Origin of the sequence: Trinickia sp., assembly GCF_051953955.1 — a bacterium.
GTDB lineage: Bacteria > Pseudomonadota > Gammaproteobacteria > Burkholderiales > Burkholderiaceae > Trinickia.
The window spans coordinates 12444-37756 of sequence record NZ_JBQCIF010000064.1 but is presented as its reverse complement, the minus strand read 5'-3'; the positions used below and the strand labels follow the sequence as shown (position 1 = coordinate 37756).

Here is a 25313-nt window from a genome sequence, read left to right as displayed (position 1 = left end):
GCCATCGTCGACAAGCTGTTGTCCGTGATGACCGAGGCGCGCAAGAAGGAAGTGTCGTGGGTCATGCGGCGCGACCTGAAGATCGATCAAGCCGAAGTGGACGACATCGAGCAGCGCTTTCTCCAAACGATTCGTGACCTGAAGGCCGCGAGCGGCCGCGCGCCCGAGCGCGTGAGCCGCGAAGCGTGAGGCCGGCCGCGGGCGCACCGAAGGCTGTGCCTGCGATACGGCGAGTCAATGAGCGCATCGCTCGAAATCGGAATCGTTGGGAGCACACATGGATCTGCTTACGATCATCGGGGCGCTGTTCGGTGCGGCGGCCATCGGCGTAGGTTTTTGGCTTGAAGGCGGTCACTTCACGACGCTGCTGCAGGGTGAGGCGTTCGTGATCGTGCTGGGCGGCACGCTGAGCGCCGTCATGATTCAAAACACCTGGGCGCGCTTCTTCGACGGCATCAAGCAACTGCATCTCGCCTTCATGAAAGCGCGCCAAGTCGATCGCGAGAGCTTGTCGATGCTGCTCGAGTGGGGCGATCAGGCCAAGCTGAACGGCATGCTAGCCTTCGAATCGATCGACGCGACGGGAATCAGCGCGTTCGCGAAGCGCGGCCTCGAACTGCTCGCCAACGGCGTATCGACGGCCGTGCTCGAGGATTCGCTGCATCGCGAAATCGCGGCATACGAACGCAATCGGATGGCTGCCGCGCGCATTTGGCAACAGGCCGGCGGCTATGCACCGACGTTCGGCATCCTGGGTGCCGTGCTGGGATTGATTCACGTGACCGGGCATGTTCTCGAGCCGGCACAACTGGGCAGCGGCATCGCTACGGCATTCACGGCTACGTTGTATGGCCTCGCGCTGGCCAATCTCGTATTCCTGCCGCTGTACGGCAAGATCAAGGCGCAGGTGGACAGCGAACTGCGCTTCCGCCGGCTCTACATGGACGGGCTGCTCGCGATTTCGCGCAAGGAATCGCCGCAGACGATCGAGACGCGCTTGGCGGCGGAAGTGCGCGAGCGCGCCGCCGAGTCGCTGGCCTGAGCGGCGACGGCAGATGATCCGACACATTGAATGGAGCGCATGCCGATGAGCACGCTTGCGGACGGCAAACGCCTGATCTCTTCCGGCGAGGCGGGACACGATGAGCATGATGCGGCCGAGGAGCATTCGGAGCGGTGGCTCATTTCGTACGCGGATCTCATCACGACGCTGATGGTGTTCTTCCTCGCGCTGTACGTGCTCGAGCTCGCCAAGGACCGCGACTTGCAGACGAAGACGATCGAAGCGCAGGCGGCGAGCGCTCACGTGCAAGCCGCAACGAACGCGACGAAGGCCGCGGATGCGGCGGCCGATGCACGCAAGGCGGCGGCGCAGGCCGCGCTCGTCGCGCTGCTCAAGCCGCTCAGCGATGCGCACGCGATCACCGTGGCCCCGTCGCCGCAAGGCGTGGAGATCGCGATCAATGCCAAGATTCTGTTCAATTCGGGCGATGCACGGTTGCTGCCCGATTCGCTCGGCGTGCTCGATCGCGTGGCGAAGGTGCTGGCAACGCATTCGGCGAAGAACATCCTCGTGGAAGGCCATAGCGACAGCGTGCCGATTTCCAACGCGCAATACGCGTCCAATTGGGAGCTCTCGGCCGCGCGTGCGGGCGCTGTCGTCCGATTCTTCGTCGACAAGGGCGTCGAGCCCCATCGGCTTTCGGCGATCGGCCGCGCGGACAACGTGCCGCTCGTACTGGGCGACGACGCGGCCGCCCGCGCAGCCAACCGCCGCGTGACGATTCTCGTGCAGGAGTAGTGCCGCGGCCCTGCTATGTCCGCACGGGGTGAGCGCGGCTTTGCGTCATGCCGCGCCGTTCAATCTTTCATTGACCTTCGTGACCTGTCGCCATAGCGTGAACCAGTCCACCACGACGTTCGCACAGAGCCAGAAGGCCGCAATGAGCCACGCGTGCCGCAGAAAATCCGCCCCAGGGGCTTTCGAGGGCAAGGCAAGCGCCAGCACGACGATGAGCAGCGCAATGCCGTAGCGCCAGAGCCAAGATTTGTATTTGCCCAGGTAAATCTGCTGCAGACCGAGCCCGCCGATGAACAAGGCGAAGATATACGCGTGCGGAATCGACTTAGGGCCGAAGTTCTTTTTGGCCAATTGCCCTTTGAAATCTTGCAAGTTCATTTCCCACTCCCCAGGTAGGTGACGGACGGCAATCTTTCGCAAATCTCTCGTATTGCGGGGACATATCCTACACGATCCCGTGTGTCGCACATTGCGCCTTTAGGCAGCGAGCATGCCCTTGAGCCAGCGATAGAACTGCAGGATGGCTGGCTCGCGCGGGTGGCCGTCGCGCCAGGTGAAGAAATAATCGAGCGATGCCGGAATCCGCACCTGGCCCACTTGCACGAGTTCTCCGCGAGCGAGGTAATCCTGTGCCAACTGCAGCCGAGCCGTTGCGACGCCTTGCCCGTTGACGGTCGCTTGCAGCAGCATGCCCGCATCGTTGAAGACGGGGCCGCGCTCCGGCTCCGCGGCTTGCAGGCCGGCGGCTTCGAAAAAGTCGTGCCAAGATCGCCGGGAAAAATGCAGCAGCGGCATTCGCGGAAGATGCTCGATCGTGAAGTCCGGATAGCGTGCAAGCAGAGCGGGCGCGCATACCGCGATCACCTGATCGTCGAGCAGCTTGCGGATCTGGAAGCCCGGCTCGTCGACGCGGCGGTGCCAGATACCGATGTCGACCGAATAAGGATCGGGCGGCGCGACGTCGGCGTGCATATGCAGCGACAGATCGATCAGCGGGTGGCGGTCGTAGAAATCGCCTAGCCGCGGGATCAGCCAGATCGACAGAAAGTCGGACATGGCGCTCAGTTCGAGCCGGGTCGCGCCATGGCTGCCCGGCGCGCCGCGCCGAGCGGCATCGAGAGCATCGCGCAGATCGTCCAGGCTGTGGCGGACGCGTTCGGCCAACTGGGCGCCGGCCGCCGTCGGGATCATGCGCGCGCCCGCGCGGCGAAACAGCTCGACGCCGAGTTGTTCCTCGAGCCCGCGCAAATGATGGCTCACGGCGCTGTGCGTCAAATGCAGTTCTTCGGCGGCACGGCTGAAGCTGCGCCGGCGGGCAGCGGCTTCAAGGGCACGCAGTGCTTGGAGCGGAGGCAGGGAGGTCGTCATGCCGTCAAATTTTACTCACAATGTTCGGCAAATATCTCTCGTTGGCGCGCGCGTCGATCGTCGCGAATAATTGAGCCAACTTACGAACTCGATACATCGCTCCTGTCATGAGGCTGACGCAGTTACGCTTGCTCATCGTCTTTTCGCTCGGGTATTTCATTTCTTACCTGTTTCGCGGCGTCAATCTAGGATTCGCGCCGTTCCTCATTCATGACCTCGGGCTGTCGCCGGCCGATTTGGGCACGCTCACTAGCCTTTATTTTCTTGGCTTTGCGGGTGCCCAGATCCCGGTGGGGGTCTTGCTCGATCGCTTCGGCGCGCGCCGCGTGACGGCGTGCGTGATGTTGATCGCGGCAGCCGGCGCGCTGGCGTTCAGCCGGGCCGACGACCTCGGCGCGATGATGGTGGGGCGGTTCTTGATCGGGGTAGGCGTATCGGCCTGCCTCGGCGGCGCGTTCAAGGCCACGGCGCAGCATTTCGCCGTCGGACAGCTCACGTTCGTCAACGGCATCGTGATGGCGGCAGGGGGGATGGGCGGCGTCGCCGTGGGCGCCCCGCTTTCGTGGCTGCTGTCGGTCACGGGCTGGCGCTCGGTGGGGACCGGCATCGCCGTGTTGACGGCCGCCGCCGCGGCAGCGATCTGGGTCGGTGCGCCATCGAAGCAGGAGGCGCATCCGCACACGAGCCTGATCGATCAATTCAAGGGGACGTGGCACGTACTGAGCAGCCGTGCGTTTTGGAAGCTCGGCGCGTTTTCCGGGCTCACGCAGAGCGTCTTTTATGCAATGCAGTCGCTTTGGGTCGGGCCATATTTGCGCGACGTCGCGCTGGCGGGCGTGCCGGGCGCGGCTGCACGCGCCGCAACGCTCGTGTCGGTGCTGGGTGCCGCGTTCATCGCGGGCAACCTGGGATTCGGCGCGCTGGCGCGCGCGTTGGAGCGCCGAGGCGTCAGCGTCTATTTGTCTTCGGGTGTGACGATGCTCTCGTTCGTCGTCGTGCAGGCGATGATCGCAGCGCGCGTGCCGCTTCCTGAAACGGTGCTGTGGGCGGCGTACGGCGCGTTGGGAGGGATGGGCATCCTGACATACGCCGTATTGGCCGAGCATTTTCCGGCACGGCTGCTCGGGCGAGTCAATACGTCTTTCACGCTCGTGATATTCCTCGCAATCTTCGCGCTGCAAGTCGCTATCGGGGCCGCGCTCGGGCGTTGGCCGATGCACGATGGTCACTACGCGAGCGCGGCGCATCGAACGGTATGGGCCGTCCTGGTGGCGATGCAAGTCGCCGCGGCTATCTGGTATTTCGCGCCCAAGGGGCGGGTGCGAGCGGCCGAGGCGGCTGCCGATGTGAAGGCGTAGGGTAGGGCGTGGCGGAACGGAACGGGAGCGCGGCGGTGCCTCGTTCGCCAGCGCCGAGCGCTAGTTGCGTGCCCGGTTCTCGCGATGATCAGGATCGATCGTCCGGAACGCGAATGCCACCTCGCGTTCGTACAGCGCGATGAGCGGCTTCCATACGTAGGCGGCGAAGGGGTGGCCGTAGAGCTCTGGTATCGTCGTCATCGTATCGCGGGGGATCGGTACAGCGGGTGATCAAATACCGCTTCGCAGCGCACGCGCGAAGCAACGGGCCGATTGATGCGTATTGATCGCGTTGACGGCGTCGGTGAGGAACCAGGGCAGGTTCAGCTTCGTATTGGGATCGCTGACACCCACGCTGAGCACCGGCGGTTTCGACGCGGAGCCGGTCGGAATGATCGAAGGATCGGCGCTCACCGCACATTCGTTGGCCGCGGTGCCTGCCGGTCGAGGCGTTTGGGTGTGGGCGTAGCCGAGCGTCGAGAACGACGCGGCGGCCATGAAAATCGACGCCGCGAGGTACGGAAAAGCCTTCATGTGGAGCCTCCAGGGACGCTACTTTCGACTATGGCGGCGCCAGCGAGTTTCGGCAGGTCCGCTGCCGTTCCCGTTGCCCGTTCTCTTAAGAGTGGCTTAAGGGGCCTGGGCCATATTTTCGGAAGCTGGCGGGTGCTTTATCCTGCCGGGGCTTCCAACACGAGAGTTCAACGAACGCATCATGCCTTATTTCTTTGGGATTGGTCTTCACGTCATCGTTGCGATTTGTTTCGCGGTGCATGCCGTGCGTCACCAACAGAGCATCTACTGGCTGTTCTTGCTTTTCGCCTTCCCGATGATCGGCAGCCTCGTGTATTGCTTCGCGGTCTACTTGCCGAGCCTGCGTCAGTCGCGTGGGGCGTATGTGGCTGCGCGGGCCATTACGCAGTTCGTCGATCCGAATCGCGCCGTGCGCGAAAGCCAGGCCGAATTCGACCGTGCGCCAACGGTGGCGAATCGGATGCGCCTCGGCGCGGCGCTGCTGGAAGCCGGCAATCCGCAGGAAGCGATCGAACATTACGAGGCCGCTGCGAACGGGCCGTTCGCCGATGATCCGGCGCTGCTCGCAGGCTTGGCGCGCGCGCAGTTCGAATTGAGTCGTTACGAGTCAGCGGAGAGTACGTTGACGCAGCTGTTCAAGGCTGATCCGCAGTCGCGCAACAAGGCCGAACCTGCCTTGCTGTATGCGCGCGTATCGGCGGCGCTGGGCTCGGCGCACACGCGTGCCGCGTTCGAAGCGGCGTTGTCGTGCGCGAGCGATGCGGCTCCTCGGTGCTTGTTCGCCGATTGGCTGGCGGCGCAGCCGAGCGAGGCGGATCGCCGGCGCGCCACCGCCTTGTTCGAAGATATCGTGCAAGACGGCAAGCATTGGCCGCGCTACGCACGCGAGCACAACCGCGAATGGCTGCAGCGCGCGCAGTCGGCGTTGGCTGCGGGCCGGTGACGCTCATCCGTGTAAAAACGGCTTCGCATATCCGTCTTTCGAATTTGACTCGGTTGCGGGTGCGCAATCCGCGGATAACGCCGGAACTTCGCGAACAAGTTATCGCCGACGCGCCAAAAACGAGCGGGGGTGGCGCATGTATGAAATATTATACTCTGTATCCTCGATGTATGATATTCCATACAGCGCCTCCTGATTCGCAGCGGCTGGGCGTATAATTTTCCATAACTTGACTGCCCGGCGTATGAAATGTCATTCGTGGACCAAATTAGGGCGCTTCTTTCGCGCCGCGGCATGTCCCTCACTGAGTTGGGCGAACTGACGGGCATCGCTCGCCCTAATTTATCCGCGACCTTGGCGGGCCGGCACGACGCCCGGAGCAACACGCTAGATGCGCTCGCGGCAGGTTTGGACGCGCAATGGGTGCTCGTGCCGAAAGAGCAACTCGCAGCGGTCCGCCAGGTCCTGGCCGGGAAGGGTACCGGGCCGGATCTCGAGGCGCCCAGTGCGGCAGAGATGTTTCTGAAGGAGCGCCGATGACCGACGCAATCCATCCGCGCTACCTGGAGGTGCGGCTTTACGGCGAGCTCTGTGGCTACCTTTGCGAACTTGCCGGACACTGCCGCTTCGTGCCGTCCGAGTCGTTCAAGGCTGCCAATGGCGCGCCGACGCTCAGCTTGTCGATGGCGATCCCAGGCACTCCCGCGATCGCGGCGGACATTTTTTCGAACGCTTTCCACCCGGCGCTCTACAACACGGGCGGCAAGCTTCCGCCATTCTTTGCCGGGCTTCTCCCAGAAAGCGATCTGCGCAAGCGGCTAGAAGCGACTCGCCACAATCCGGACGATCGGGATGACTTCGGCGTACTGGCAGCCGCCGGTGAAGACCTGCCCGGCGCGGTTGTCGTTCAGCCTCCCGCCGACGCGCACAGCATCCCAGCCTATGCGCGAACGTTCGGTGCCACCGGCGGTGCCGACAATCTCGAAATGAGCGTAACAGAGGGGGCCACCGAAGGCGCCGCTTCCATTTCGGGCGTGCAGAACAAGCTCGCGCTTTCGACCGTGAACAAGGGCAAGCGGTACACGATGCCGGGACACGGCAAGCTTTCCGATGTCATCGCCAAGCTTCCCGCCAAAAACGACGACTCGCAGATCTTCAACGAGTACGTCGCGATGCAACTTGCCAAAGCGGCCGGGGTCAACGTTGCGTCGTGCGAGCCGATGAATCTTTCCGCCATCGACATCGAGGGACTGCAGGCCATTGCAGGAACGGCGACGTCGTTTCTCGCAGTCGAGCGCTACGATCGACCAGGCAACGAGCGCATCCACGCAGAAGATGCTTGCCAGATGCTGGGACGCATGCCGGCTGCCAAGTATGGGAAAGAGGAGCAGTTCCGTCTGCTGCTGAGTTTGCTCAACGCGCTGAGCCCGCGCGGCGTGAGGGACGTCCGCGAATTCTTTGTGCGGCAAGCGGTCAACACGCTTATCGGCAACAGCGATGCGCACCTCAAGAATTTTTCGGTCCTCTACGCGGACAAGGTCCACCCGGAGCTGAGCCCAGCGTACGACATCGTTTGCGTCGCCGCGTTGCCGGGGTTCTCCACGTATGGGACGAACGTCGCCGTCGATCGCATGCAGCGCGCACAGACGCTCGATACCTACGCGGAACTGGCTAAGGCCGCAGGCATCGCCCAGCGCATCGCGACCGCCGCGGTGAAAGCAGCGGTAACCGCCGCTCGGGACACGTGGCCGAAGATGCTCGACGCGCTTCCGACGCCGCAAGGCATGAAAGAGGTGATCCTTGATCGGCTTGAAACGTTGCCGTTGGCGGCGGTGTGAGCGTCTTTTCGGCTGGGAATTGAAAGCGGGCGATGAGGCTGTGCGACGCGCAATGCAGCGCCACGCTGCCGAGAAAAATTGAAACGCATGGTCCCGGACGCACCAAGCCGGTCTTGAGGACCGGCCGAGCACGAGTGAGTGGTCAGTTGGCCTTCAAGAATCCGGCAATCAGTTCGGCGATCTCTTGCGGCGCATCCTCGAAGCAGTAATGGCCGACGCCCGCGAGGCGATGAATCGGCGCCATCGGAAAGATTTCGCTGAACAGCGGCAGAAAGTGTTCAGCTGCCAGCGTGCGATCGGCCTCCCCCCAGATGGCGAGCGCTGGCTTTGAGCGGATGGCGTCGAGTGCTGCCGGGTCCGGCACTTCAAAACGATGCGCCCCTATCGCGAAGCCCTTTGCCCAGCCAATGGCGCCGGCACTGTCGGTTGGCACAGCGAAACGCGAGCCATAGGCACGCAGCCACGTATCGTCGATACGAGTGTGGTTTTCGAAGCCGTTGAGCTTCAAGGTACTCAGGATATTGAAGCCGAGTTCCTCCAGCACGGGTTCGAGACGGCCTTGCGAATTGGCGCGGACGATCCACTGGAACCATGGCGAGACCGCGGCATTCGCGTTCAGCCGGTCGAATAACGTGCTTTGCCCGGACGGCGTCGGGCCGTTCGTGCTGACGATTCGGCGAATGCGGCCGGGATGCCGTGCGGCGAGCCCCATGCCGACGGGGCCGCCGAAGTCGTGCATGATGAGCGTGATGTCGTCCAAATCCAGGGCAAGCACGAGCTTTTCTAGGTTGTCGATATGATCCTGTAGCCAGTACGTGCGATGTCCCGGCGTCTCGCTCTTGCCGAATCCCATGTGGTCGGGTGCAATCACACGGTAGTTGCCCGCGAGTGCTTCGATCAGATCACGAAACAGATAACCCCACGTCGGTTCCCCGTGAAGGCAGATGACGACCTCGCCATCTGCGGGTCCTTCATCGACGTAGTGCATGCGAAAGCCGGCAGCATCGCTGAAGCGCGGCGCAAACGGAAACGTTCCGTCGAACGTGTCATCGGATGGTGTCATATGGGGTTCCTCGACGAATGGAGCGGCGGGCAATCCGGCCGGTCGAAAGAGGTTAGACTTTGACAGCGCTGTCAAGGTCAAGCGTATCTTTCGGGAGATCTCATGCGTATCGGAGAACTGGCTCGCCGGACCGGCATCAGTGAGAGGATGCTGCGGTATTACGAACACGAAGGCCTGCTCAATCCCAAGAGGACCGATTCGGGCTACCGCGATTACGGTTTCGACGAAGTGGACGCCGCCCAGCGCATCCGGATGCTCAGCGCAGCAGGATTGAAGATCAGCAGTATTCGGCTGTTGCTGCCTTGCGTACTCGGCGAGAAACCTGTGTTTCATCCATGCGTTCAAGCGCGTGCGTTGCTGCGCGGCGAAGTCGAAAAGCTCGACGTTCGGCTGCGCGAACTCAGTGAAACGCGAGAAGTCGTTGTGAGACTGCTCAACGCGATCGACGCCAACGAGACGTTGCAGCTCTAAGGATTGCGTGCGTTTGAGGTTTGAGTATTGATGTACTGACACCGGGCGAGGCACGGCAAGTTGGCGTGTGGTGCTATCGGAAACGTCATGGAACGTCGCTCGCGAATTAAGCACCCACTGGCGACCGCATGTCGCACTGCACACACGGGTAAAAGCCTTATAGTAATTGGGCTTGGGTCGCCCGATTTTTGCAGTGCGGTCCAGATCGAGAGGCGCGATCGGACCCCGTGTGCGGCCTTGTCGGTTGTCGACAGAAGGGCGCCGACGTGATTCGGCCCCCTGTCAGCTTCGCCAGTTTCTGCCTACACCTCAAAAGGAAGTCCCTGTGAAATACATTCCCCGCATCGCCGCATCTGCTGCACTCGTCGTCGTCGCTTTCGCTGCTGTCACGTTTGCCCAGATCAAGTTCGCTCCGGCTTCCGCCGACAACAACCCGGTCGCCCGGATCGTCCTCAACGTCGAGTCGCAACTGAACGGCTGATCCCCGCCGTCAAAGACAGGCGTCGCCGTCCTCGGCGCTCTCGCGCCAGTTGCCACCGCGTACCGCGGCACCACGTACGGATCCTTCAATGCTTCGCGCGCTAGATCGGATTGCGGTGGTGGCAGTCGCGCATCAAAATGGGGGATCGCGGCACCGGCAGGAGGCGAATAAGCGTGGGTATCAATCTGCATCGCAAGCACGTTGCGCGACCAGCCGTGCTCGATCGACTGGGCCGCATACCCATTGCGTGCGCCCGGCTCCTTGAGCTTGTCCAGCAAGGTCACGATATGAGGCCAAGGCAATCGTGCAACGGCCTGTTGCACGATTTAAAGAGTGACGAGTTCGCGATTCGCGCGTGCCGTGCGCGAACACATCGGCACAAGCCGGAACATATCCCTGGTGCCCGGGACCGGACTCGAACCGGCAAGCCGTGAGGCGGCGGATTTTCGTCACACTACATCTTTCGATGCCGGCGCTGCGCGCTATGCGCAGCGCCGTTCGTGCGCTGGACTATGCCTTCGCCATCGCGACGCCCACGATCATCTCGCGCGCATCGCCGCATTAGGCGCCCCCCGTCTAGTCTCTACACCTTCCGCGAAACAGCCTTGCGGCATCATTTTCGGGCTTGGCTCGGCGTTGCCTCGGCTGGACTGCCGCGCTTGCGCGGGGACAGGGGCCAGGGGGTTCACCGAATTTGAAGGGTTCTGCACCAACCGTTTCCGGCTGGGCACTCAATTGCTTAAGTCCGCTATGTTTACCAATTTCATCACCCGGGCAGGGCGGACGCGATTCTACCACCGGTCGCATCGAATTCCGCCAGCGCGGGGTCGTCAAGAGTGGGATTGGCGGATGGCCGAGCGCGTCCTAGGCTAAAATGGCGCCCCTTTGGGAAATGAGGACCGCCGATGAACAAGCCTGCGTTTTCGCTGGCCGCGCTGCTCGCTATCGCGCCGCTCCTGACCGGCGGCTGCACGCTGTACTCGAATCCCAGCGCTTGCAAGGCGCAAATGCGCGAAGCCGCCGGCAAGGCCGCGCCGCTCGAAACACTGTCGATCTCGCATGTCGGCGTCGGCATCGGCGGTTCGCGTGTCGTGCTCGAAGGTACGCTCAAAGCATCGGCAGCATCGGCAGCATCGGCAGCATCAGGCGCAAGCGCCCCGCACGGCGCAGCCAAGCCCATCGTCAAAGCCGCCGCGGCCGAATGCACGTTCAATGGCGACAAGCTCGAGGCCTTCCGCTGGCTAGCGCCGTCGGAACTGGCCAACCCGCCCGCGCTGGCCGATACGGAGCGTTGATCGAGGCGCTGCGAACCTCGCGCGCGCCGGTGCTAGCATGTCCGTGTCCGTCCGTCCGTTCGCAAGCAGTGAGGAGGTAGCCATGGATGGCTTCATGCGGCATCAACTGGAAGGCGTGTCGGTCGACATCCAAGTCGTGCCGGCGCAGCCGAGCGGCTACGCGGCGCGCTTCCGCGTGTCGGGCGACCCCGGCGACGAAGCCGATTGGCCGGTCGTCCACGTCGCTCGCGGCCCGTTCGACACGGCGCAGCAGGCCGAGGAGGCCGCAAAGTCCGCAGCCCTGCAGCATATCCTCGAGCAAGGCGGCTCGCTCGGGTCTTGATGCGCTGGGCGCCATGTCTTGCCGCGTGGTCGAAGCGGTAGAGACGCGAACGATGCAGCGGCGAAGCGGCGGCCCGCGCCTCGATCGATCAGCTACTCTCCGGGGCCCGGGGCTGTGTTTCTACACATGCCCCGCCGCGTCCGGTAAAATGCTCGGCTGATCCATTCACACACTGGCGGCGAAGGCGCAAGGATTTCCCGAACATGACCGATCTTCGTTTTACCTCGCGGTTCGCCGCTTTGGTTTTGGCCGGCTGCCTCGTTGCCGGTTGCAGCTCCCCGTCTCCCACCCAGATCGATTACAAGAGCGATTCGAAGTCGAAGCAGGCTTCGCTCGCCGTGCCGCCGAACCTGCTCGACGAAACCGCCGATCAGCGTTCGCTGCCGCCTGAAGGCGGTGAAACGTCGGCTTCGGCGCTCGCTCGAGTGCAAAAAACCGCGCCGTCCGAAACGGCAGTGATGCCCCCGGTCCAAGGGATGCACATCCAGCGCGACGGCACGGAAAGCTGGCTCGTCATCGATAATCGCACGCCGGATCAAGTATGGCCGCGCATTCGCCGCTTCTGGCAGGAGCAGGGCTTCCTGCTCGTCGTCGATCAACGCGATAAGCACGTGCTCGAGACGGATTGGAACGAAACGCGTCCACAAATCAATCTGGGGCTCATCCGCAACACGATCTCGAAGGCGATGGGCAACGCCTACGTCGCCGCCGAGCGTAACAAGTTCCGCACGCGTCTCGAATCGGCACCGAACGGCGGCACGTATGTGTTCATTAGCCAAAAGGGCATGCGCGAGGCGCTGGAAGGCTTGAACAACGACACGACGACGTGGGTGCCGAAGCCCAACGATCCGGCGCTCGAACTCGAATACCTGAAGCGCTTGATGGCAGGGCTCGCGGTGGCCGATGCGCGCGGCGATGCGGCAGGGCCGGTTGCGGCGGACATCGCGCCCGTTGCGGCAAGTGCCGCGGCCGGCACGAAGGGTGGTAAGCCCAACGCCGACGAGGCCGCCATCGCGGCCCGCAATGCGCAGTTCGTGGCTCAGGGCCAAGGAACGGCGGAGAGCGCGGCAACGAACGGGCAATATACGTCGACTGAAGTGACGCTGAACGAATCCTACGAGCAGGCTTGGGCGCGCGTGGGGCTTGCGCTCGACCGCTCGAACTTCACCGTCGACGACCGCGATCGCACGAAGGGGCTTTATCAGATTCGCTACGTCGATCCGCAGGACAAGAGCTCGGACGAGCAGGGTTTCTGGAGCCAGGTGTTTCACGGCCGCAAGGAGAAGGTCGCGAAGCAGTATCTCGTGAACGTGAAGGCCGTGACCGAAAACCAGACGCGCGTGGCGGTCGTGGACGACAAGGGCAACGTCGAGAGTTCGCGGCCAGCCAAGGAAATCATGTCGATGCTCGTCGATCAACTGCGCTGATCGACACGACACCCGCCGTTCACCGGCCGAACGTTGACGAAAACCCGCCGCATCCCGGCGGGTTTTTTCATGTGCGGCGTCAATCATGCGTCAATCGCACCGCCCGGTCCGCGTTCGCACACTCGACGCCGAATGTCACGCGACGTTACGGGGTAACGTCGCGATGTTACGTTTCGCCCGCGAAACGATTCGGCGTGCCGACGATGTTCCTTTTTTCTTTCCTATCAATGGTTTGTGCGCCCATCTTGGCATGGCACGTAAGCTGCTTTTAGCGTGCCGTAGGGCAAAATGCAGGGAGGCCGAGGCGGGCTCCGATCTATAAATCACTGCTGCAGAATGTTGTGGGAACGCGCTCGCATTCGATTGCGGTCGCAACCAAACCCCAACCCAACCGCAGCCGAATCCATTCGGCGCACCGCCTCGAAAAAGATGGGAAAAGACGCGGTTCGCGCGTGTTCGCGCGAGCGACGGTGGCCCCGTCGCCTATCCTCGTAGGGCGACGGTTTTACCCGCGTTCCACGGAACGCGGGTATTTTTTTATGCTTGCGATCGCCGGGTTCGTTAGGACAACGAACGAATCGCCGCCTTTCAGTGGCTGGCTTGGGGCACGTCCAGAATCAGGATGATCGTCCAATCGGCATCGCCGTCGTGATGGTACTGCCGCTCGACGACGATGAACGGCTGCTGCTTGCCGGCCGGCCCGAGAAACAAGACGTCGCCCTCCATCGGCAGGCATTCGACGGGCGGCAATGCCAGAAACGCTTCTTGCGAGCCGCGCGGCATCAACTTCTCGATCTTGCGCGATGCCGCTTCGGTCCATTCGATATCCAACTGGATGTTGCTCATGCTGTCCTCTCCGCCCAGGGTGCGCGCGGTTTGCGAAATGTTCGGTGCGCGACTTTAGCATACCGCCCGCGCAGTTTTGCGGACATGAAAAAGCCGAAGCCGGCAGGACCGGCTTCGGCTCGTCACGGACTCGCGGCGTTTAGCCGCGGGCGTTTATTGGCTCGCGCCGCTGGCCGCCTCGGCTTTGTCGGCCTTGGCCTTGCCCTTTGCGGCATGCTTGTGCATGGGGTGGTGATGCATCATCTTCTTGGACATGTGCTCGTGCTCTTGCATCGGCATCTGCTGCATCTGCTCTTGCTGCTGCGCGAGCGCCTGGGCCCGCTGCTCGACGTCGGCGGCTTTGGCCGGATCGGTGCTCATCATGACACCGCCCTCGTCGGTTTGCGCGTAAGCGGCGCCGGCCAGCAGCGACAGGGAAAACATGACAGTCAGGGACGCTTTCTTCATTATTGCCTCCGTGCGAAAAGTGGATGGATGGTTGGTCCAGATACTGCCCGTCCGGCTGGACATTGTAAATTCTAGCCAGCATAAGCCCAACGACGAGATTCGTGTGGAGCAAATGCGACGGTCCGTTACGTCTCGTTACATGTCGGGACTTCCGCCTCAGAACCAGCCCAACGCACGATAAACATGGAACTGGGCCAAGCCGATCAATTCATGTAGCGCCACGTTGGCCGCCGACAAATTCGGCCGGCGCGGCAGCAAGCCGCAGCGGACGACGCGGCCGGGTGCCGCCACCGGCTGTGGGGCGAGCCCGAACCGATGAAAATCGAGCAGCGCGCGCGGCATATGGTAAGCCGACGTCACCAGCATCAACGAATCGTAATGTTCATTGCGCAAAATACGTGCGACGTACTTCGCGTTCTCATACGTCGTTAGGCTTTCGTTTTCGAGCACGAGATCGTCGCGTGCGACATGCGCTTCGAGTAGATACGGCGCATACGTATCCGCTTCCGATGCTTCGTATCTCTCCGGATTGCCGCCGCTGACGATGACTTCGCAATGCCGGTTTGCCTGCTTGCATTGCGCATACATCGAGGCTGTCGTCGCGATTCGCGGGAAAACGTCCGGCATCGGCACCAGCCTGCCCTGCGAATCGTGGCGCGTGCCGGCGCCGAGCATGACGATGACGGTGCGGGGGCCGAACTTCGGCGGCAGGTAGTGCGCTGCATCGCCTTGGACGGCGGCGAGCAGCGGCGCCGTCAGCCATCCGGCCGACAGCAGCCAAAATAGAGCGAGGGCTGCGACGATGATCGCCTTCCTCGCTCGGCGCCATAGCACGAAAACCGCTGAAAAAAGCGCGAATAAAGTGAATATGATCAATTGAGATAGGGTAACGTATGGTTTCGGCTGGCGCTCACCGGCGTCGGACGCCGTAAGATATGCGCCGTCACTCACGACGGTGGCCGCACTTTAAGAAAGAGTCGAGATGACCACGTATTCCAACGAAGCGGTGCTCGAAGCGCTTAGGCGAGTGCAATATCGTCAGGTTCCGTGGGCCAAGCGCCCCGGTGTATTCGAATATCTGCGAGGACTCGGCTTGATGGAAACCGTCCGCCAGCGCACGGTGGCGCCGGGCGCGGGCTTTCATGCTCCTGTCGATATCGCGGTTCTGACGGATAAGGGGCGAGCCGAATTCAACCGCCTTGCCCGCGAAGAGCGCGCGCTGACTTGGACGGATGCGAAAGCGGGCGAGTACGCACCGAGCGAAGCCGCCGCCGCGATCGAGCGATCATAAGCCACTTTTTGCGTTTCCCCGTCCGTCCATCGAGCTTTCGCCACGAAATATCATTAAAAAAACCCGTATCGCGAGGATACGGGTACCGGATATTTCTGCTGCCACGCTGTGCTCATGGCAATCACTCCGACTAGCCACGAGGCCAGTGGTTCCCTTGATTTTCACCCGGATCGCGTGAGCGCCGCGCGGACGCCGCAATCAACGTTTGGGCGGCGAGTGAGGGCGCGCGCCGTTATCGCTCCAGCGGGCGTTGTTTTCGATGTCGCCGCGCAAATTGCCGCGTGGCGCCGGGGCGGATGCAGCCGGGGGCGCGTTTGGGCGCGGCGCGTGCCAGTCGGCCGGAATCTCCGGCGGACGCGGCATGGGCGCGCGTGGGGGTTGCGCATGGACGAGCGCGGCATGCGCCACTGCGATGCTGCACATCAACGCTCCCGCTGCGCGAATCGCTGCCTTCATTCGGAACTATCCGGCGCAAAGGGGCCGGCTGCATATCGGCATGTCGACACGATAGGCGTGCCGGCGAAAGGGCGCTGTAAATATTAGTAAATGGATGTTTCGGAACTGAGGCGCTCGAGCACGCACCCGACTGGGGGCGGGGAAGAAGAGCCATGCATGCGGAGATCGTACCGCGCCCGTTGGCGCCCCGTGCCTGCTCCGCGCGGTTCCGCGAGCGGTGCCCGCGCGGTGGTCTATTCGGCCGAGGAGGAAGTGACGTTCAGGCCATTTTGGCGGGCGCGCGCCACGATTCCGGATTGGTCCAGAATGCGCCGCGTAGGCGGTCCGGGCTGCGGGGGGCGGGCGGCTTGACGGAGGCGGTGCCGATGCGTCCGCGCAGCGAGATCTGGCGTCCGCAAGTCCCCAGGCGCTGGACGATTTCAACGAGCGTGCCGTCGGCTTGCCATTCGTCGAAGCGGCGGCGGCAAGTCGGCGGCGACGGGTAGCGGCCCGGCAGCTTCGACCATCCCTCGCCCGTGGACAACACCCACAACACCGCATTGACGACGGCACGCGCTTCGACGCGCGGGCGGCCGCGTCGCTCGCTTCGAGCAGGCTCGGCGCAGAACAGCGCTTCGACCAGTGCCCATTCGTTATCTCTCAAATCGTCGAACACCATATGTCCTCACCTCAGCGAAACTGACCCCGGTGCGTTGCCCCGTGCCGCGCACCCCGATGACACCTTTGCGGATGTCGAGCGAGCCGGCGGGCGCCGCGAACGATATCGGCCGTCCAGCAGCGCGCCGTCTTGCTGTGCGCCGTGCAACGCATGAAGCGTGCCATGTGGGTGGCGAATGCCTGGAAGCCCCGTCGCAACGGCCTTGCGGGGACGTCAGCTAGGGGCGTATAAGACGCCAAAACGCCGGGGTCGAAAATCAGGGCAATCACCAATCTTGTGCAGCCTGGCGCATAGGGAGTGCGGCGGCGCCCGCTTATTGCGATGCGATAAATGAGCATCCTCGGAACCGAAGCACATGCTCGCGAGTCGCTTGTGGCGGGCGCATGCCGTGCACGCGGATTGCTTTGCGATTGCAGCATGACTCACTGATTCGTCGATTCCGAGGGGGCGCAACCGATGTTCAATATTTGAGCCGCAGTGCGCTTTACGCCACGCAAGAGGCGCGCGATTCGCTGTTTACGCTCCCGGGCTTTTTGCGTAAGATGGCGTTCAGTCACGCGGCGCCTTCTCCGGAAAACCGCTGCTTCGTCCGGCTGGGCCTGGCTCGAGCGCTGCTCGATTCGCCGTCCCCCCGGTCCGTGCTCCCATCAATATGACCGATCAAAATCGGGCGAGCGCGTCTTCAGTTCCATATCGTCTGTTTGATCCGGTTCGTTGACCACAGGGTCTGACCTAGCTGCATGAATACCCAAGAGGCGAAGATCGTCCTCGAGACTGCTTTGATTTGCGCGCAAGAGCCGCTCAAGGTCGGCGACTTGCGTAAGCTCTTCGCCGATGCGATCTCGGCGGATACAGTCCGTGCGTTACTTGAGGATCTGAGAAGCGAATGGTCCGGGCGAGGCGTCGAACTCGTCGGGCTCGCGTCCGGCTGGCGTTTTCAAAGCAAGCCGGCCATGCGTGGTTATCTCGATCGCTTGCACCCGGAAAAGCCGCCGAAGTATTCGCGCGCTGTCTTGGAGACGCTCGCGATCATCGCGTACCGGCAACCGGTCACGCGCGGCGATATCGAAGAAATCCGCGGGGTCACCGTGAACACGCAGGTGATCAAGCAGCTCGAGGACCGCAGTTGGGTCGAGGTGATCGGCCATCGCGACGTGCCGGGCCGCCCGGCGCTCTACGCCACGACGAAGCAGTTTCTCGACGATCTGGGGCTGAAGGCGCTCGACGAACTCCCGCCGCTCGAGGATCCGACGACGCAGAACGCGGCGGAGCTGCTCGCGCAGCACGCGATCGAGTTTCCCGAGGATGCGTCGCTCGTCGAAGCGGCGAACGACAGCGGTGCCGAGGGTCGGGGCGCGGATGCGGATGTGGATTCGGCCCGCGATGCCGATGCCGAGCCGCCAGCGAGCACGCAAGACGGTGCGCCGTCGCCGGCCGACGTGCAGCAATCGGCGGACGCGTCCGGCGAATCGGCGCACGAATCGGAGCGCGGCGAGTCGGCCGACGATGCCGACACGGACACTTATACCGACGACGAACCGGCTTCTCGACGGGCCTGACGTAATCGAACGCACGCAGCACCTGCAACGGGTGCGCGCAATTGACATTTGAGGTTGTTTTGACGAATACCCACGACACCGATTGGTCCGCATCAGGGCCTGCCGCTGACGCCGCGGGCCGCGACGACGCGCAGCGCGCGCCGGCAAGCGAGTCCGAGCAGGGCGCCCACATCGCGGAAGCGGGCGATCAAGAGCGTCCGCGCCGCGGCTTGCGCCGAGGTCCACGCAGCTTGATCGCGCGGCGCCGCGCGGCGGCCAAGACCAAGAGCGAGGCCGGCGAGCAGGCGCCGAGTCAAGGCGGCTCCGAAGGGGGCGATGCGCAGGCGCCGGCCGAGGCTTCCGCGATGGAGCCCGGCTCCGCCGCGCCGGCACGCGGGCCGCGCAAAGGCGGGCAAAAGGGTGGGCGTGCCCAGGCCGGCCGCCGTGCGGACGCGGGTGCGTCCGGTGGTCAAGACAAGGAAAAGGGCAAAGGCCGGCAAGCGAAACGGAGCGAGCCCGCCGCCGCGGCGCAGGACGACTTGTTCGACTATGTGACGTCGCCTGCATTCGATGCCGACAACAGCGCAACGGGCGGCGTCCGCGCGCCGATGCTTCGACGCGGCCGTCAAGCGCCGCAAAAGCGCGTGCTGGCGCCCGACGACGACGCACCGAAGCTCCATAAGGTCTTGGCCGAAGCGGGCATGGGCTCGCGCCGCGAGATGGAAGAGTTGATCGTGGCGGGGCGCGTCTCGGTCAACGGCGAGCCGGCGCATATCGGGCAGCGGATCATGCCGACCGACCAGGTGCGGATCAACGGCAAGCCCGTCAAGCGGCGCGTGCAGACGAAGCCGCCGCGCGTGCTGCTCTATCACAAGCCGACCGGCGAGATCGTCAGCCATGCCGACCCGGAAGGGCGGCCGTCCGTGTTCGATAAGCTGCCGCCGATGAAGACGGCGAAATGGCTCGCCGTCGGCCGGCTCGACTTCAATACCGAGGGCTTGCTGATGCTGACGACCTCGGGCGATTTGGCGAACCGCTTCATGCATCCGCGCTACAGCGTGGAGCGAGAGTATGCGGTGCGCGTCGTGGGCGAGTTGTCGGAAAGCGCGCGGCAAAAGCTGCTGCACGGCATCGAGCTCGACGACGGCCCGGCGAACTTCCTGCGCATCCGCGACGGCGGCGGCGAGGGAACGAATCACTGGTATCACGTCGCGCTCGCAGAAGGGCGCAATCGCGAGGTGCGCCGCATGTTCGAGGCGGTCGGCCTGATGGTCAGCCGGCTCATTCGCACGCGCCACGGCCCGATCTCACTGCCGCGCGGCTTGCACCGAGGGCGCTGGGAAGAGCTCGAGGAAAGCCAGGTGCGCAGCCTCATGGCGGCCGTTGGGCTCAAAGCGCCCACCGAGGAGAAGGGCGCTCGCCGCCAGGATCAAGAGCGGCGCCAGCCTGATCCGATGCAGACGTCGATGGGTTTCATCAACCGCGAGCCGGTGCTCACCGCGCATGGGCGCTTCGAGCAGCCCGGCCGGGGTGCGGGACGCCGCGGTGCCGGTGGGTTCGGTGGCGGTGCCGGCGGTTTCGGCGATCCGTTGGGCGGCGGCTACGGCAACCGTGGCGGCGGGAGCGGCGGCCAGAAGGGCCGGGGTCCGCGCGACGTCGACGGCAATCGTGCTCCGTCGGGCGCGGGCGGCGGCAAGCGTGCGTTCGGCGGCGGGAACGCGAACGGCAATCGCGCATCGGGCGGCAATCGCTCGGGGGGCGGTGGTGGCGGTGGCGGCAATCGCGGCGGCGGACAGGGTCCGGCGGCGCGCGGTCGTTCGCGCGGCCGCTGATACCGGCTCGCGCGGCGCGGCGGTCCTCCGATGCCGCGGTGCGATTGATTGATTGATTGACCGGCCGAGCCGACCGGTCCGGCTGTCGCGAAAAGGCCTCGTTGCGAGGCTTCGCACGGCGCGCTGCTTTGCAACGCGCCGTGAAAAATGCTAAACTTACAAAGTCGCTGGGCGTGCGGCTTTCTGTGCGGCTCAGGTGCGACCACCGGTAAGAAGATGATGGGCGTTTCGCCCATTTTTTTTTTGGCGGTAACGGTTCGGCATCTCGGGTAACGCATCTTCTCGCGCGCCGGCATGGCGCGGCGCGCGGCCCCGTGGGTGAAACGCGCGAGCGCGAACACCTTAGAGGGCACTGTGCAACTGACGGAACTGATAGAAACCACGGTCTCGGGCATGGGCTACGAGCTCGTGGACCTCGAGCGCACCGGTCGTGGAATGCTGTGCGTCTACATCGACCAGAGCGCCGGCATTGCGATCGAGGATTGCGAAAAAGTCACGCGTCAGCTCCAGCACGTTCTGACGGTTGAGAACATCGACTACGAACGGCTCGAAGTGTCGTCGCCGGGGCTCGATCGTCCGCTCAAGAAATTGGCGGATTTCGCGCGCTTCGCGGGCAGCGAGGCGGTCGTGACATTGAAAAAGCCGTTGGACGGGCGCAAGACGTTCCGGGGCATCCTGCATGCGCCGAACGGCGAAACGATCGGTTTGGAATTTGAAGGGAAGGAAGGCGCCGCGATGCTCGATTTCACGCTCGCGGACATGGACCGCGCACGCCTGGTCCCGCAGGTTGACTTTAGGAGCCGGAAACAATGAGTCGCGAAGTACTGATGCTGGTCGATGCGCTGGCGCGCGAAAAGAACGTCAATAAAGATGTGGTGTTCGCTGCGCTCGAAGCCGCACTTGCTTCGGCCACCAAGAAGCTCTTCGAGGAAGACGTCGACATTCGCGTGCATATCGATCGGGAATCGGGCGAGCACGAAACCTATCGCCGGTGGCGCGTCGTGCCGGACGAAGCCGGCCTGCAAGAGCCGGATCAGGAAATCCTGCTGTTCGAGGCGCGCGAGCAACAGCCCGACATCGAGCTCGATCAATTCATCGAAGAGCCGATTCCGTCGATCGAATTCGGCCGCATCGGTGCACAGGCCGCCAAGCAAGTCATCTTGCAGAAAGTGCGCGACGCCGAGCGCGAGCAGATCCTCAACGATTTCCTCGAGCGCGGCGAAAAGATCATGACCGGTACGGTCAAGCGTTTGGACAAGGGTAACTTCGTCGTCGAATCGGGCCGCGTCGAGGCGCTGCTGCGCCGCGATCAGCTTATTCCGAAGGAAAATCTGCGCGTCGGCGACCGCGTGCGTGCCTATATCGGCAAGGTCGACCGCACGGCGCGCGGCCCGCAGATCGAACTCTCGCGCACGGCGCCCGAGTTCCTGATGAAGCTGTTCGAAATGGAAGTGCCCGAAATCGAGCAGGGCCTGCTCGAGATCAAGGCGGCAGCGCGCGACCCCGGCGTGCGAGCGAAGATCGGCGTCGTGGCCTACGATAAGCGCATCGATCCGATCGGCACCTGCGTCGGCATCCGCGGTTCGCGCGTTCAGGCCGTGCGCAACGAGCTCGGCGGCGAGAACGTCGATATCGTGCTCTGGTCGGAAGATCCGGCTCAGTTCGTGATCGGCGCGCTCGCTCCGGCTGCGGTTCAGTCGATCGTCGTCGATGAAGAGAAGCACTCGATGGACGTCGTCGTGGACGAAAGCGAGCTTGCGGTCGCGATCGGCCGCAGCGGTCAGAACGTGCGTCTCGCCAGCGAGCTGACGGGCTGGCAGATCAACATCATGACGCCCGACGAGTCGGCGCAGAAGGAGAACCAGGAGCGCGGCGTTCTGCGTGACTTGTTCATGGCGCGGCTCGACGTCGACGAGGAAGTGGCCGACATCCTCATCGACGAGGGTTTCACGAGCCTCGAAGAGATCGCCTATGTGCCGCTCAACGAGATGCTCGAAATCGAGGCGTTCGACGAAGACACCGTCCACGAGTTGCGCAATCGTGCGCGCGACGCGTTGCTGACGATGGCGATCGCCAACGAAGAGAAGGTCGAAGGTGTTGCGCTCGACCTCAAGAGCTTGGAAGGAATGGATGCCGAGCTGCTGGCCAAGCTTGCCGAGCATCAGATCCAGACGCGCGACGAGCTAGCGGAGCTCGCCGTCGACGAATTGGTCGAAATGACCGCAATGCAAGAGGAAGCCGCGAAGGCGTTGATCATGAAAGCACGTGAACACTGGTTCCAGTGAGTGAATGACCATGGCGCACTGATTAGATAGCGATCATTCGATCGCATGACCCGATGCTAACCGCAAGGAATCGGTCCTTGCACTAAGAGGAATGAATGGCGAGTAACAACGTAGCCCAATTTGCCGCGGAACTGAAAATGCCGGCCGGGGTGCTGCTCGAGCAGCTCCAGGCGGCGGGTGTCCAGAAAGCGAGCGAGGACGATGCGCTGTCCGAATCGGACAAGGCGCGTCTGCTCGATCATTTGCGCAAGTCGCACGGCTCGGCCGATACCGACAAGCGCAAGATCACGCTGACTCGCCGGCACACGTCGGAGATCAAGCAATCCGACGCGACGGGCAAGGCTCGCACCATTCAGGTCGAAGTGCGCAAGAAACGCGTATTCGTGAAGCGCGATGAAGCCGCGGACGGCGCGGCTGCGGCAGAGGCGGCGGACGCGCAAGCGGCCGAAGCCGTCGATGAAAGCGCCGAGCTGCAGCGTCGCGAGGAAGAAGCGCGCCGCGAAGCGGAACTGCTCGAGAAGCAAGCTCAAGAGTTGCGCGAGCGCCAAGAACGGCTCGAGCGCGAGGAAGCCGAGCGCCAAGCGCGCGAGAAGGCTGCCGAGGCCGAGCGTCAGCGCGCCGAGGAAGAGTCGGCGAAAAAACACGCGGAGGCCGCGGCCGAGCACGCCGAGGCTGCCGCCCGCGAGCAGGCCGAGCGCAGCACGGCCGAGGACGACGAGCGTGCGGCCGCCGAACGCGCGGCACAACGCGAAGCGGCCAAGAAGGCCGAGGATGCCGCACGCGAAGCCGCCGAGAAGGCGCGTGCCGAACAGGAAGAAATTCGCAAGCGCCGTGAGAAGGCCGAGGCCGAGGCACGCGCGATCCGCGAGATGATGAACACGCCGCGCAAGGCACAGGTGAAGGCGCCGGAGCCGGCGCCGGTAGCGAAGCCCGCCGAAGCCGCGAAGGCGGCGGAAGCGAAGGGCACGCTGCACAAGCCCGTGCGTCCGGCCGGCGAATCGCCGCGTCCCGCCGCCGCGCGCAAGCCGGCCGCGGGCGGCACGGCTGCGCCTTCGTCGGCTCAGCCTTCCAGTGCGCCCGGTTCGGCGGACAAGAAGAAGCAAGGCGGCAAGGGCGGCTGGCAGGACGACGCAGCCAAGCGCCGCGGCATCAAGACGCGCGGCGATACGAGCGGCGGCGTCGACCGCGGCTGGCGCGGCGGCCCGAAGGGGCGCGGCCGGCATCAGGAAGCTACGTCGTTCCAAGCGCCGACCGAACCGATCGTGCGTGAAGTGCACGTGCCTGAGACGATCACGGTGGCCGACCTCGCTCACAAGATGTCCGTGAAGGCTTCGGAAGTCATCAAGGTGATGATGAAGATGGGGCAGATGGTCACGATCAACCAGATGCTCGATCAGGAAACGGCGATGATCATCGTCGAGGAACTGGGCCATCACGCGGTTGCGGCCAAGCTCGACGATCCGGAAGCGCTGCTCGTCGAGGGTGAAGCGACGGATGCCGAGCAGTTGCCGCGTCCGCCGGTCGTGACCGTGATGGGCCACGTCGACCACGGCAAGACGTCGCTGCTCGACTACATCCGCCGTGCGAAGGTGGCGGCGGGCGAAGCGGGCGGCATTACGCAGCATATCGGCGCTTACCACGTCGAAACGCCGCGTGGCGTCATCACGTTCCTCGATACGCCGGGTCACGAAGCGTTTACGGCGATGCGTGCCCGCGGTGCGAAAGCAACCGACATCGTGATTCTCGTGGTGGCGGCCGACGATGGCGTGATGCCGCAGACGAAGGAAGCGATTGCCCACGCGAAGGCGGGCGGCGTGCCGATCGTCGTGGCGATCAACAAGATCGACAAGCCCGAGGCGAACCCCGAGCGCGTCAAGCAGGAACTCGTCGCCGAAGGCGTCGTGCCGGAAGAGTACGGCGGCGATTCGCCGTTCGTCCCCGTTTCGGCGAAGACGGGCGCGGGCATCGACGATCTGCTCGAGAACGTGCTGCTGCAAGCCGAAGTGCTCGAACTGACGGCTCCGGTTGCGGCGCCTGCCAAGGGTCTCGTCATCGAAGCGAAGCTCGATAAGGGTAAGGGCCCGGTGGCGACGATTCTCGTGCAGTCGGGTACGCTCGCGCGCGGCGACGTCGTGCTGGCGGGCAGCGCCTACGGCCGCGTGCGTGCGATGCTGGACGAGACGGGCAAGGCGACGAAGGAAGCCGGTCCGTCGATTCCGGTCGAGATCCAGGGTCTGTCGGAAGTGCCGGCCGCCGGTGAAGAAGTCATCGTTTTGCCGGACGAGCGCAAGGCGCGCGAAATCGCGCTGTTCCGCCAAGGCAAGTTCCGCGACGTCAAGCTGGCGAAGCAGCAGGCCGCCAAGCTCGAAAGCATGCTCGAGCAGATGGGCGAGGGCGAAGTGCAGACGCTGCCGCTCATCGTCAAGGCCGACGTCCAAGGTTCGCAGGAAGCGTTGGTCCAATCGCTGCAGAAGCTGTCGACCGACGAAGTGCGCGTGCAGATCGTGCACGGTGCCGTCGGCGGCATCAGCGAGTCGGATGTCAATCTGGCGACGGCGTCGAAGGCGGTCATCATCGGCTTCAACACGCGAGCCGATGCTCAGGCGCGCAAGCTGGCCGAGACGAACGGCATCGACATCCGCTACTACAACATCATCTACGACGCCGTGGATGAGGTGAAGGCGGCGATGTCGGGCATGCTGGCGCCTGAGAAGCGCGAAGTCGTCACCGGCATGGTCGAAGTGCGCCAAGTCTTCAAGGTACCGAAGGTCGGCGCGGTGGCGGGCTGTATGGTCACGGACGGCGTGGTCAAGCGTTCCTCGTCGGTGCGCGTGCTGCGCAACAACGTCGTCATCTTCACGGGCGAACTCGATTCGCTCAAGCGCTTCAAGGATGACGTGAAGGAAGTGAAGCAAGGCTTCGAGTGCGGTATGTCGATCAAGAACTTCAACGATATCGTCGAAGGCGATCAGTTCGAGGTGTTCGAAGTCACGGAAGTCGCGCGTACGCTCTGAACGTCAAGCGCGCGGCTCGGGGCGGAGCAGGCAGCAAGCCTCCTC

24 protein-coding genes and 2 pseudogenes are annotated in these 25313 nt (G+C 63.7%); 16 read left to right on the top strand and 10 right to left on the bottom strand.

The window, feature by feature from the left end; all coding sequences use genetic code 11:
• The 3 genes and pseudogenes from ACTHNZ_RS12470 to ACTHNZ_RS12460 all read left to right on the top strand — a co-directional run.
• A pseudogene (locus ACTHNZ_RS12470) lies at window positions 1–189 on the top strand (Crp/Fnr family transcriptional regulator); the annotation flags it as partial.
• 88 nt (window positions 190–277) lie between these two features.
• Entirely contained in the window at window positions 278–1042 is a 765-nt protein-coding gene (locus ACTHNZ_RS12465) for a flagellar motor protein (RefSeq protein WP_440542801.1), read from the top strand.
• Between the two features lie 45 nt (window positions 1043–1087).
• Entirely contained in the window at window positions 1088–1801 is a 714-nt protein-coding gene (locus ACTHNZ_RS12460) for an OmpA family protein (protein ID WP_440542800.1), read from the top strand.
• Window positions 1802–1846: 45 nt separating this feature from the next.
• On the opposite strand, the gene ACTHNZ_RS12455 is transcribed toward ACTHNZ_RS12460, so the two are convergent.
• Entirely contained in the window at window positions 1847–2179 is a 333-nt protein-coding gene (locus ACTHNZ_RS12455; RefSeq protein WP_440542799.1) for a hypothetical protein, read from the bottom strand.
• Between the two features lie 99 nt (window positions 2180–2278).
• Window positions 2279–3169 carry a LysR substrate-binding domain-containing protein gene (locus ACTHNZ_RS12450; RefSeq protein WP_440542798.1) on the bottom strand — a complete coding sequence of 297 codons (891 nt, stop codon included), beginning with the start codon at window positions 3167–3169 and terminating at the stop codon, window positions 2279–2281.
• Window positions 3170–3276: 107 nt separating this feature from the next.
• On the opposite strand from ACTHNZ_RS12450, the gene ACTHNZ_RS12445 reads away from it, so the two are divergent.
• A complete protein-coding gene (locus ACTHNZ_RS12445; RefSeq protein ID WP_440542797.1) occupies window positions 3277–4527 on the top strand; it encodes an MFS transporter in 1251 nt (416 codons plus the stop codon).
• A 60-nt stretch (window positions 4528–4587) separates the two neighbouring features.
• Here ACTHNZ_RS12445 and ACTHNZ_RS12440 read toward each other — a convergent pair whose 3' ends face one another.
• Together ACTHNZ_RS12440 and ACTHNZ_RS12435 are read right to left on the bottom strand one after the other, a co-directional pair.
• Entirely contained in the window at window positions 4588–4728 is a 141-nt protein-coding gene (locus ACTHNZ_RS12440; protein WP_440542796.1) for a hypothetical protein, read from the bottom strand.
• A gap of 30 nt (window positions 4729–4758) precedes the next feature.
• Entirely contained in the window at window positions 4759–5061 is a 303-nt protein-coding gene (locus tag ACTHNZ_RS12435) for a hypothetical protein (RefSeq protein ID WP_440542795.1), read from the bottom strand.
• Between the two features lie 181 nt (window positions 5062–5242).
• Between ACTHNZ_RS12435 and ACTHNZ_RS12430 the strand changes: the two genes are divergently transcribed.
• The 3 genes from ACTHNZ_RS12430 to ACTHNZ_RS12420 all read left to right on the top strand — a co-directional run bounded on the left by ACTHNZ_RS12430 (window position 5243) and on the right by ACTHNZ_RS12420 (window position 7842).
• The gene (locus ACTHNZ_RS12430; RefSeq protein ID WP_440542794.1) at window positions 5243–6004 is read left to right on the top strand and encodes a tetratricopeptide repeat protein; all 762 of its coding nucleotides are present in this window, start codon (window positions 5243–5245) and stop codon (window positions 6002–6004) included.
• 249 nt (window positions 6005–6253) lie between these two features.
• Window positions 6254–6544 carry a helix-turn-helix domain-containing protein gene (locus ACTHNZ_RS12425; RefSeq protein WP_440542793.1) on the top strand — a complete coding sequence of 97 codons (291 nt, stop codon included), beginning with the start codon at window positions 6254–6256 and terminating at the stop codon, window positions 6542–6544.
• Window positions 6541–7842 carry a type II toxin-antitoxin system HipA family toxin gene (locus tag ACTHNZ_RS12420; protein ID WP_440542804.1) on the top strand — a complete coding sequence of 434 codons (1302 nt, stop codon included), beginning with the start codon at window positions 6541–6543 and terminating at the stop codon, window positions 7840–7842. Before ACTHNZ_RS12425 ends, ACTHNZ_RS12420 begins: the two co-directional genes overlap by 4 nt.
• A gap of 142 nt (window positions 7843–7984) precedes the next feature.
• On the opposite strand, the gene ACTHNZ_RS12415 is transcribed toward ACTHNZ_RS12420, so the two are convergent.
• Both ACTHNZ_RS12415 and ACTHNZ_RS12410 read right to left on the bottom strand, forming a co-directional pair.
• Window positions 7985–8905 (bottom strand): alpha/beta fold hydrolase, encoded by a 921-nt coding sequence (locus ACTHNZ_RS12415; RefSeq protein WP_440542803.1) that lies wholly within the window; start codon window positions 8903–8905, stop codon window positions 7985–7987.
• 780 nt (window positions 8906–9685) lie between these two features.
• Window positions 9686–10180 carry a DUF1016 N-terminal domain-containing protein gene (locus tag ACTHNZ_RS12410; protein ID WP_440542792.1) on the bottom strand — a complete coding sequence of 165 codons (495 nt, stop codon included), beginning with the start codon at window positions 10178–10180 and terminating at the stop codon, window positions 9686–9688.
• Window positions 10181–10762: 582 nt separating this feature from the next.
• On the opposite strand from ACTHNZ_RS12410, the gene ACTHNZ_RS12405 reads away from it, so the two are divergent.
• From ACTHNZ_RS12405 to bamC, 3 genes are all read left to right on the top strand, one after another.
• The gene (locus tag ACTHNZ_RS12405) at window positions 10763–11152 is read left to right on the top strand and encodes a hypothetical protein (RefSeq protein ID WP_440542791.1); all 390 of its coding nucleotides are present in this window, start codon (window positions 10763–10765) and stop codon (window positions 11150–11152) included.
• A gap of 82 nt (window positions 11153–11234) precedes the next feature.
• A complete protein-coding gene (locus ACTHNZ_RS12400; protein ID WP_440542790.1) occupies window positions 11235–11474 on the top strand; it encodes a hypothetical protein in 240 nt (79 codons plus the stop codon).
• A gap of 203 nt (window positions 11475–11677) precedes the next feature.
• On the top strand, window positions 11678–12901 hold the full coding sequence (gene bamC, locus ACTHNZ_RS12395) for an outer membrane protein assembly factor BamC (RefSeq protein ID WP_440542789.1): 1224 nt from the start codon (window positions 11678–11680) through the stop codon (window positions 12899–12901).
• A gap of 588 nt (window positions 12902–13489) precedes the next feature.
• Here the strand turns inward: bamC and ACTHNZ_RS12390 are convergent.
• From ACTHNZ_RS12390 to ACTHNZ_RS12380, 3 genes are all read right to left on the bottom strand, one after another.
• A complete protein-coding gene (locus tag ACTHNZ_RS12390; RefSeq protein ID WP_115535202.1) occupies window positions 13490–13747 on the bottom strand; it encodes a DNA-binding protein in 258 nt (85 codons plus the stop codon).
• 153 nt (window positions 13748–13900) lie between these two features.
• Window positions 13901–14194 (bottom strand): hypothetical protein, encoded by a 294-nt coding sequence (locus ACTHNZ_RS12385; RefSeq protein WP_440542788.1) that lies wholly within the window; start codon window positions 14192–14194, stop codon window positions 13901–13903.
• Window positions 14195–14350: 156 nt separating this feature from the next.
• Entirely contained in the window at window positions 14351–15028 is a 678-nt protein-coding gene (locus ACTHNZ_RS12380) for a YdcF family protein (protein ID WP_440542787.1), read from the bottom strand.
• 148 nt (window positions 15029–15176) lie between these two features.
• Here ACTHNZ_RS12380 and ACTHNZ_RS12375 point away from each other — a divergent pair, with 148 nt between their 5' ends.
• The gene (locus tag ACTHNZ_RS12375; protein ID WP_440542786.1) at window positions 15177–15485 is read left to right on the top strand and encodes a hypothetical protein; all 309 of its coding nucleotides are present in this window, start codon (window positions 15177–15179) and stop codon (window positions 15483–15485) included.
• A 715-nt stretch (window positions 15486–16200) separates the two neighbouring features.
• Here ACTHNZ_RS12375 and ACTHNZ_RS12370 read toward each other — a convergent pair.
• Window positions 16201–16599 (bottom strand): transposase, encoded by a 399-nt coding sequence (locus ACTHNZ_RS12370; RefSeq protein ID WP_440542785.1) that lies wholly within the window; start codon window positions 16597–16599, stop codon window positions 16201–16203.
• 740 nt (window positions 16600–17339) lie between these two features.
• On the opposite strand from ACTHNZ_RS12370, the pseudogene scpB reads away from it, so the two are divergent.
• The 5 genes and pseudogenes from scpB to infB all read left to right on the top strand — a co-directional run.
• Window positions 17340–17909 (top strand): annotated as a pseudogene (scpB, locus tag ACTHNZ_RS12365) (SMC-Scp complex subunit ScpB); the annotation flags it as partial.
• 308 nt (window positions 17910–18217) lie between these two features.
• Complete coding sequence (gene rluB, locus ACTHNZ_RS12360) at window positions 18218–19969, top strand: 23S rRNA pseudouridine(2605) synthase RluB (protein WP_440542784.1); 1752 nt, start codon at window positions 18218–18220, stop codon at window positions 19967–19969.
• Window positions 19970–20323: 354 nt separating this feature from the next.
• Window positions 20324–20782, top strand: a complete 459-nt coding sequence (rimP, locus tag ACTHNZ_RS12355) for a ribosome maturation factor RimP (RefSeq protein ID WP_440542783.1) — start codon at window positions 20324–20326, stop codon at window positions 20780–20782.
• On the top strand, window positions 20779–22254 hold the full coding sequence (nusA, locus tag ACTHNZ_RS12350; RefSeq protein WP_440542782.1) for a transcription termination factor NusA: 1476 nt from the start codon (window positions 20779–20781) through the stop codon (window positions 22252–22254). Before rimP ends, nusA begins: the two co-directional genes overlap by 4 nt.
• Before the next feature lie 95 nt (window positions 22255–22349).
• Window positions 22350–25268: a translation initiation factor IF-2 gene (gene infB, locus ACTHNZ_RS12345; RefSeq protein WP_440542781.1), complete on the top strand. Its 2919-nt coding sequence runs from the start codon at window positions 22350–22352 to the stop codon at window positions 25266–25268.
• Window positions 25269–25313 lie beyond the last annotated feature (45 nt).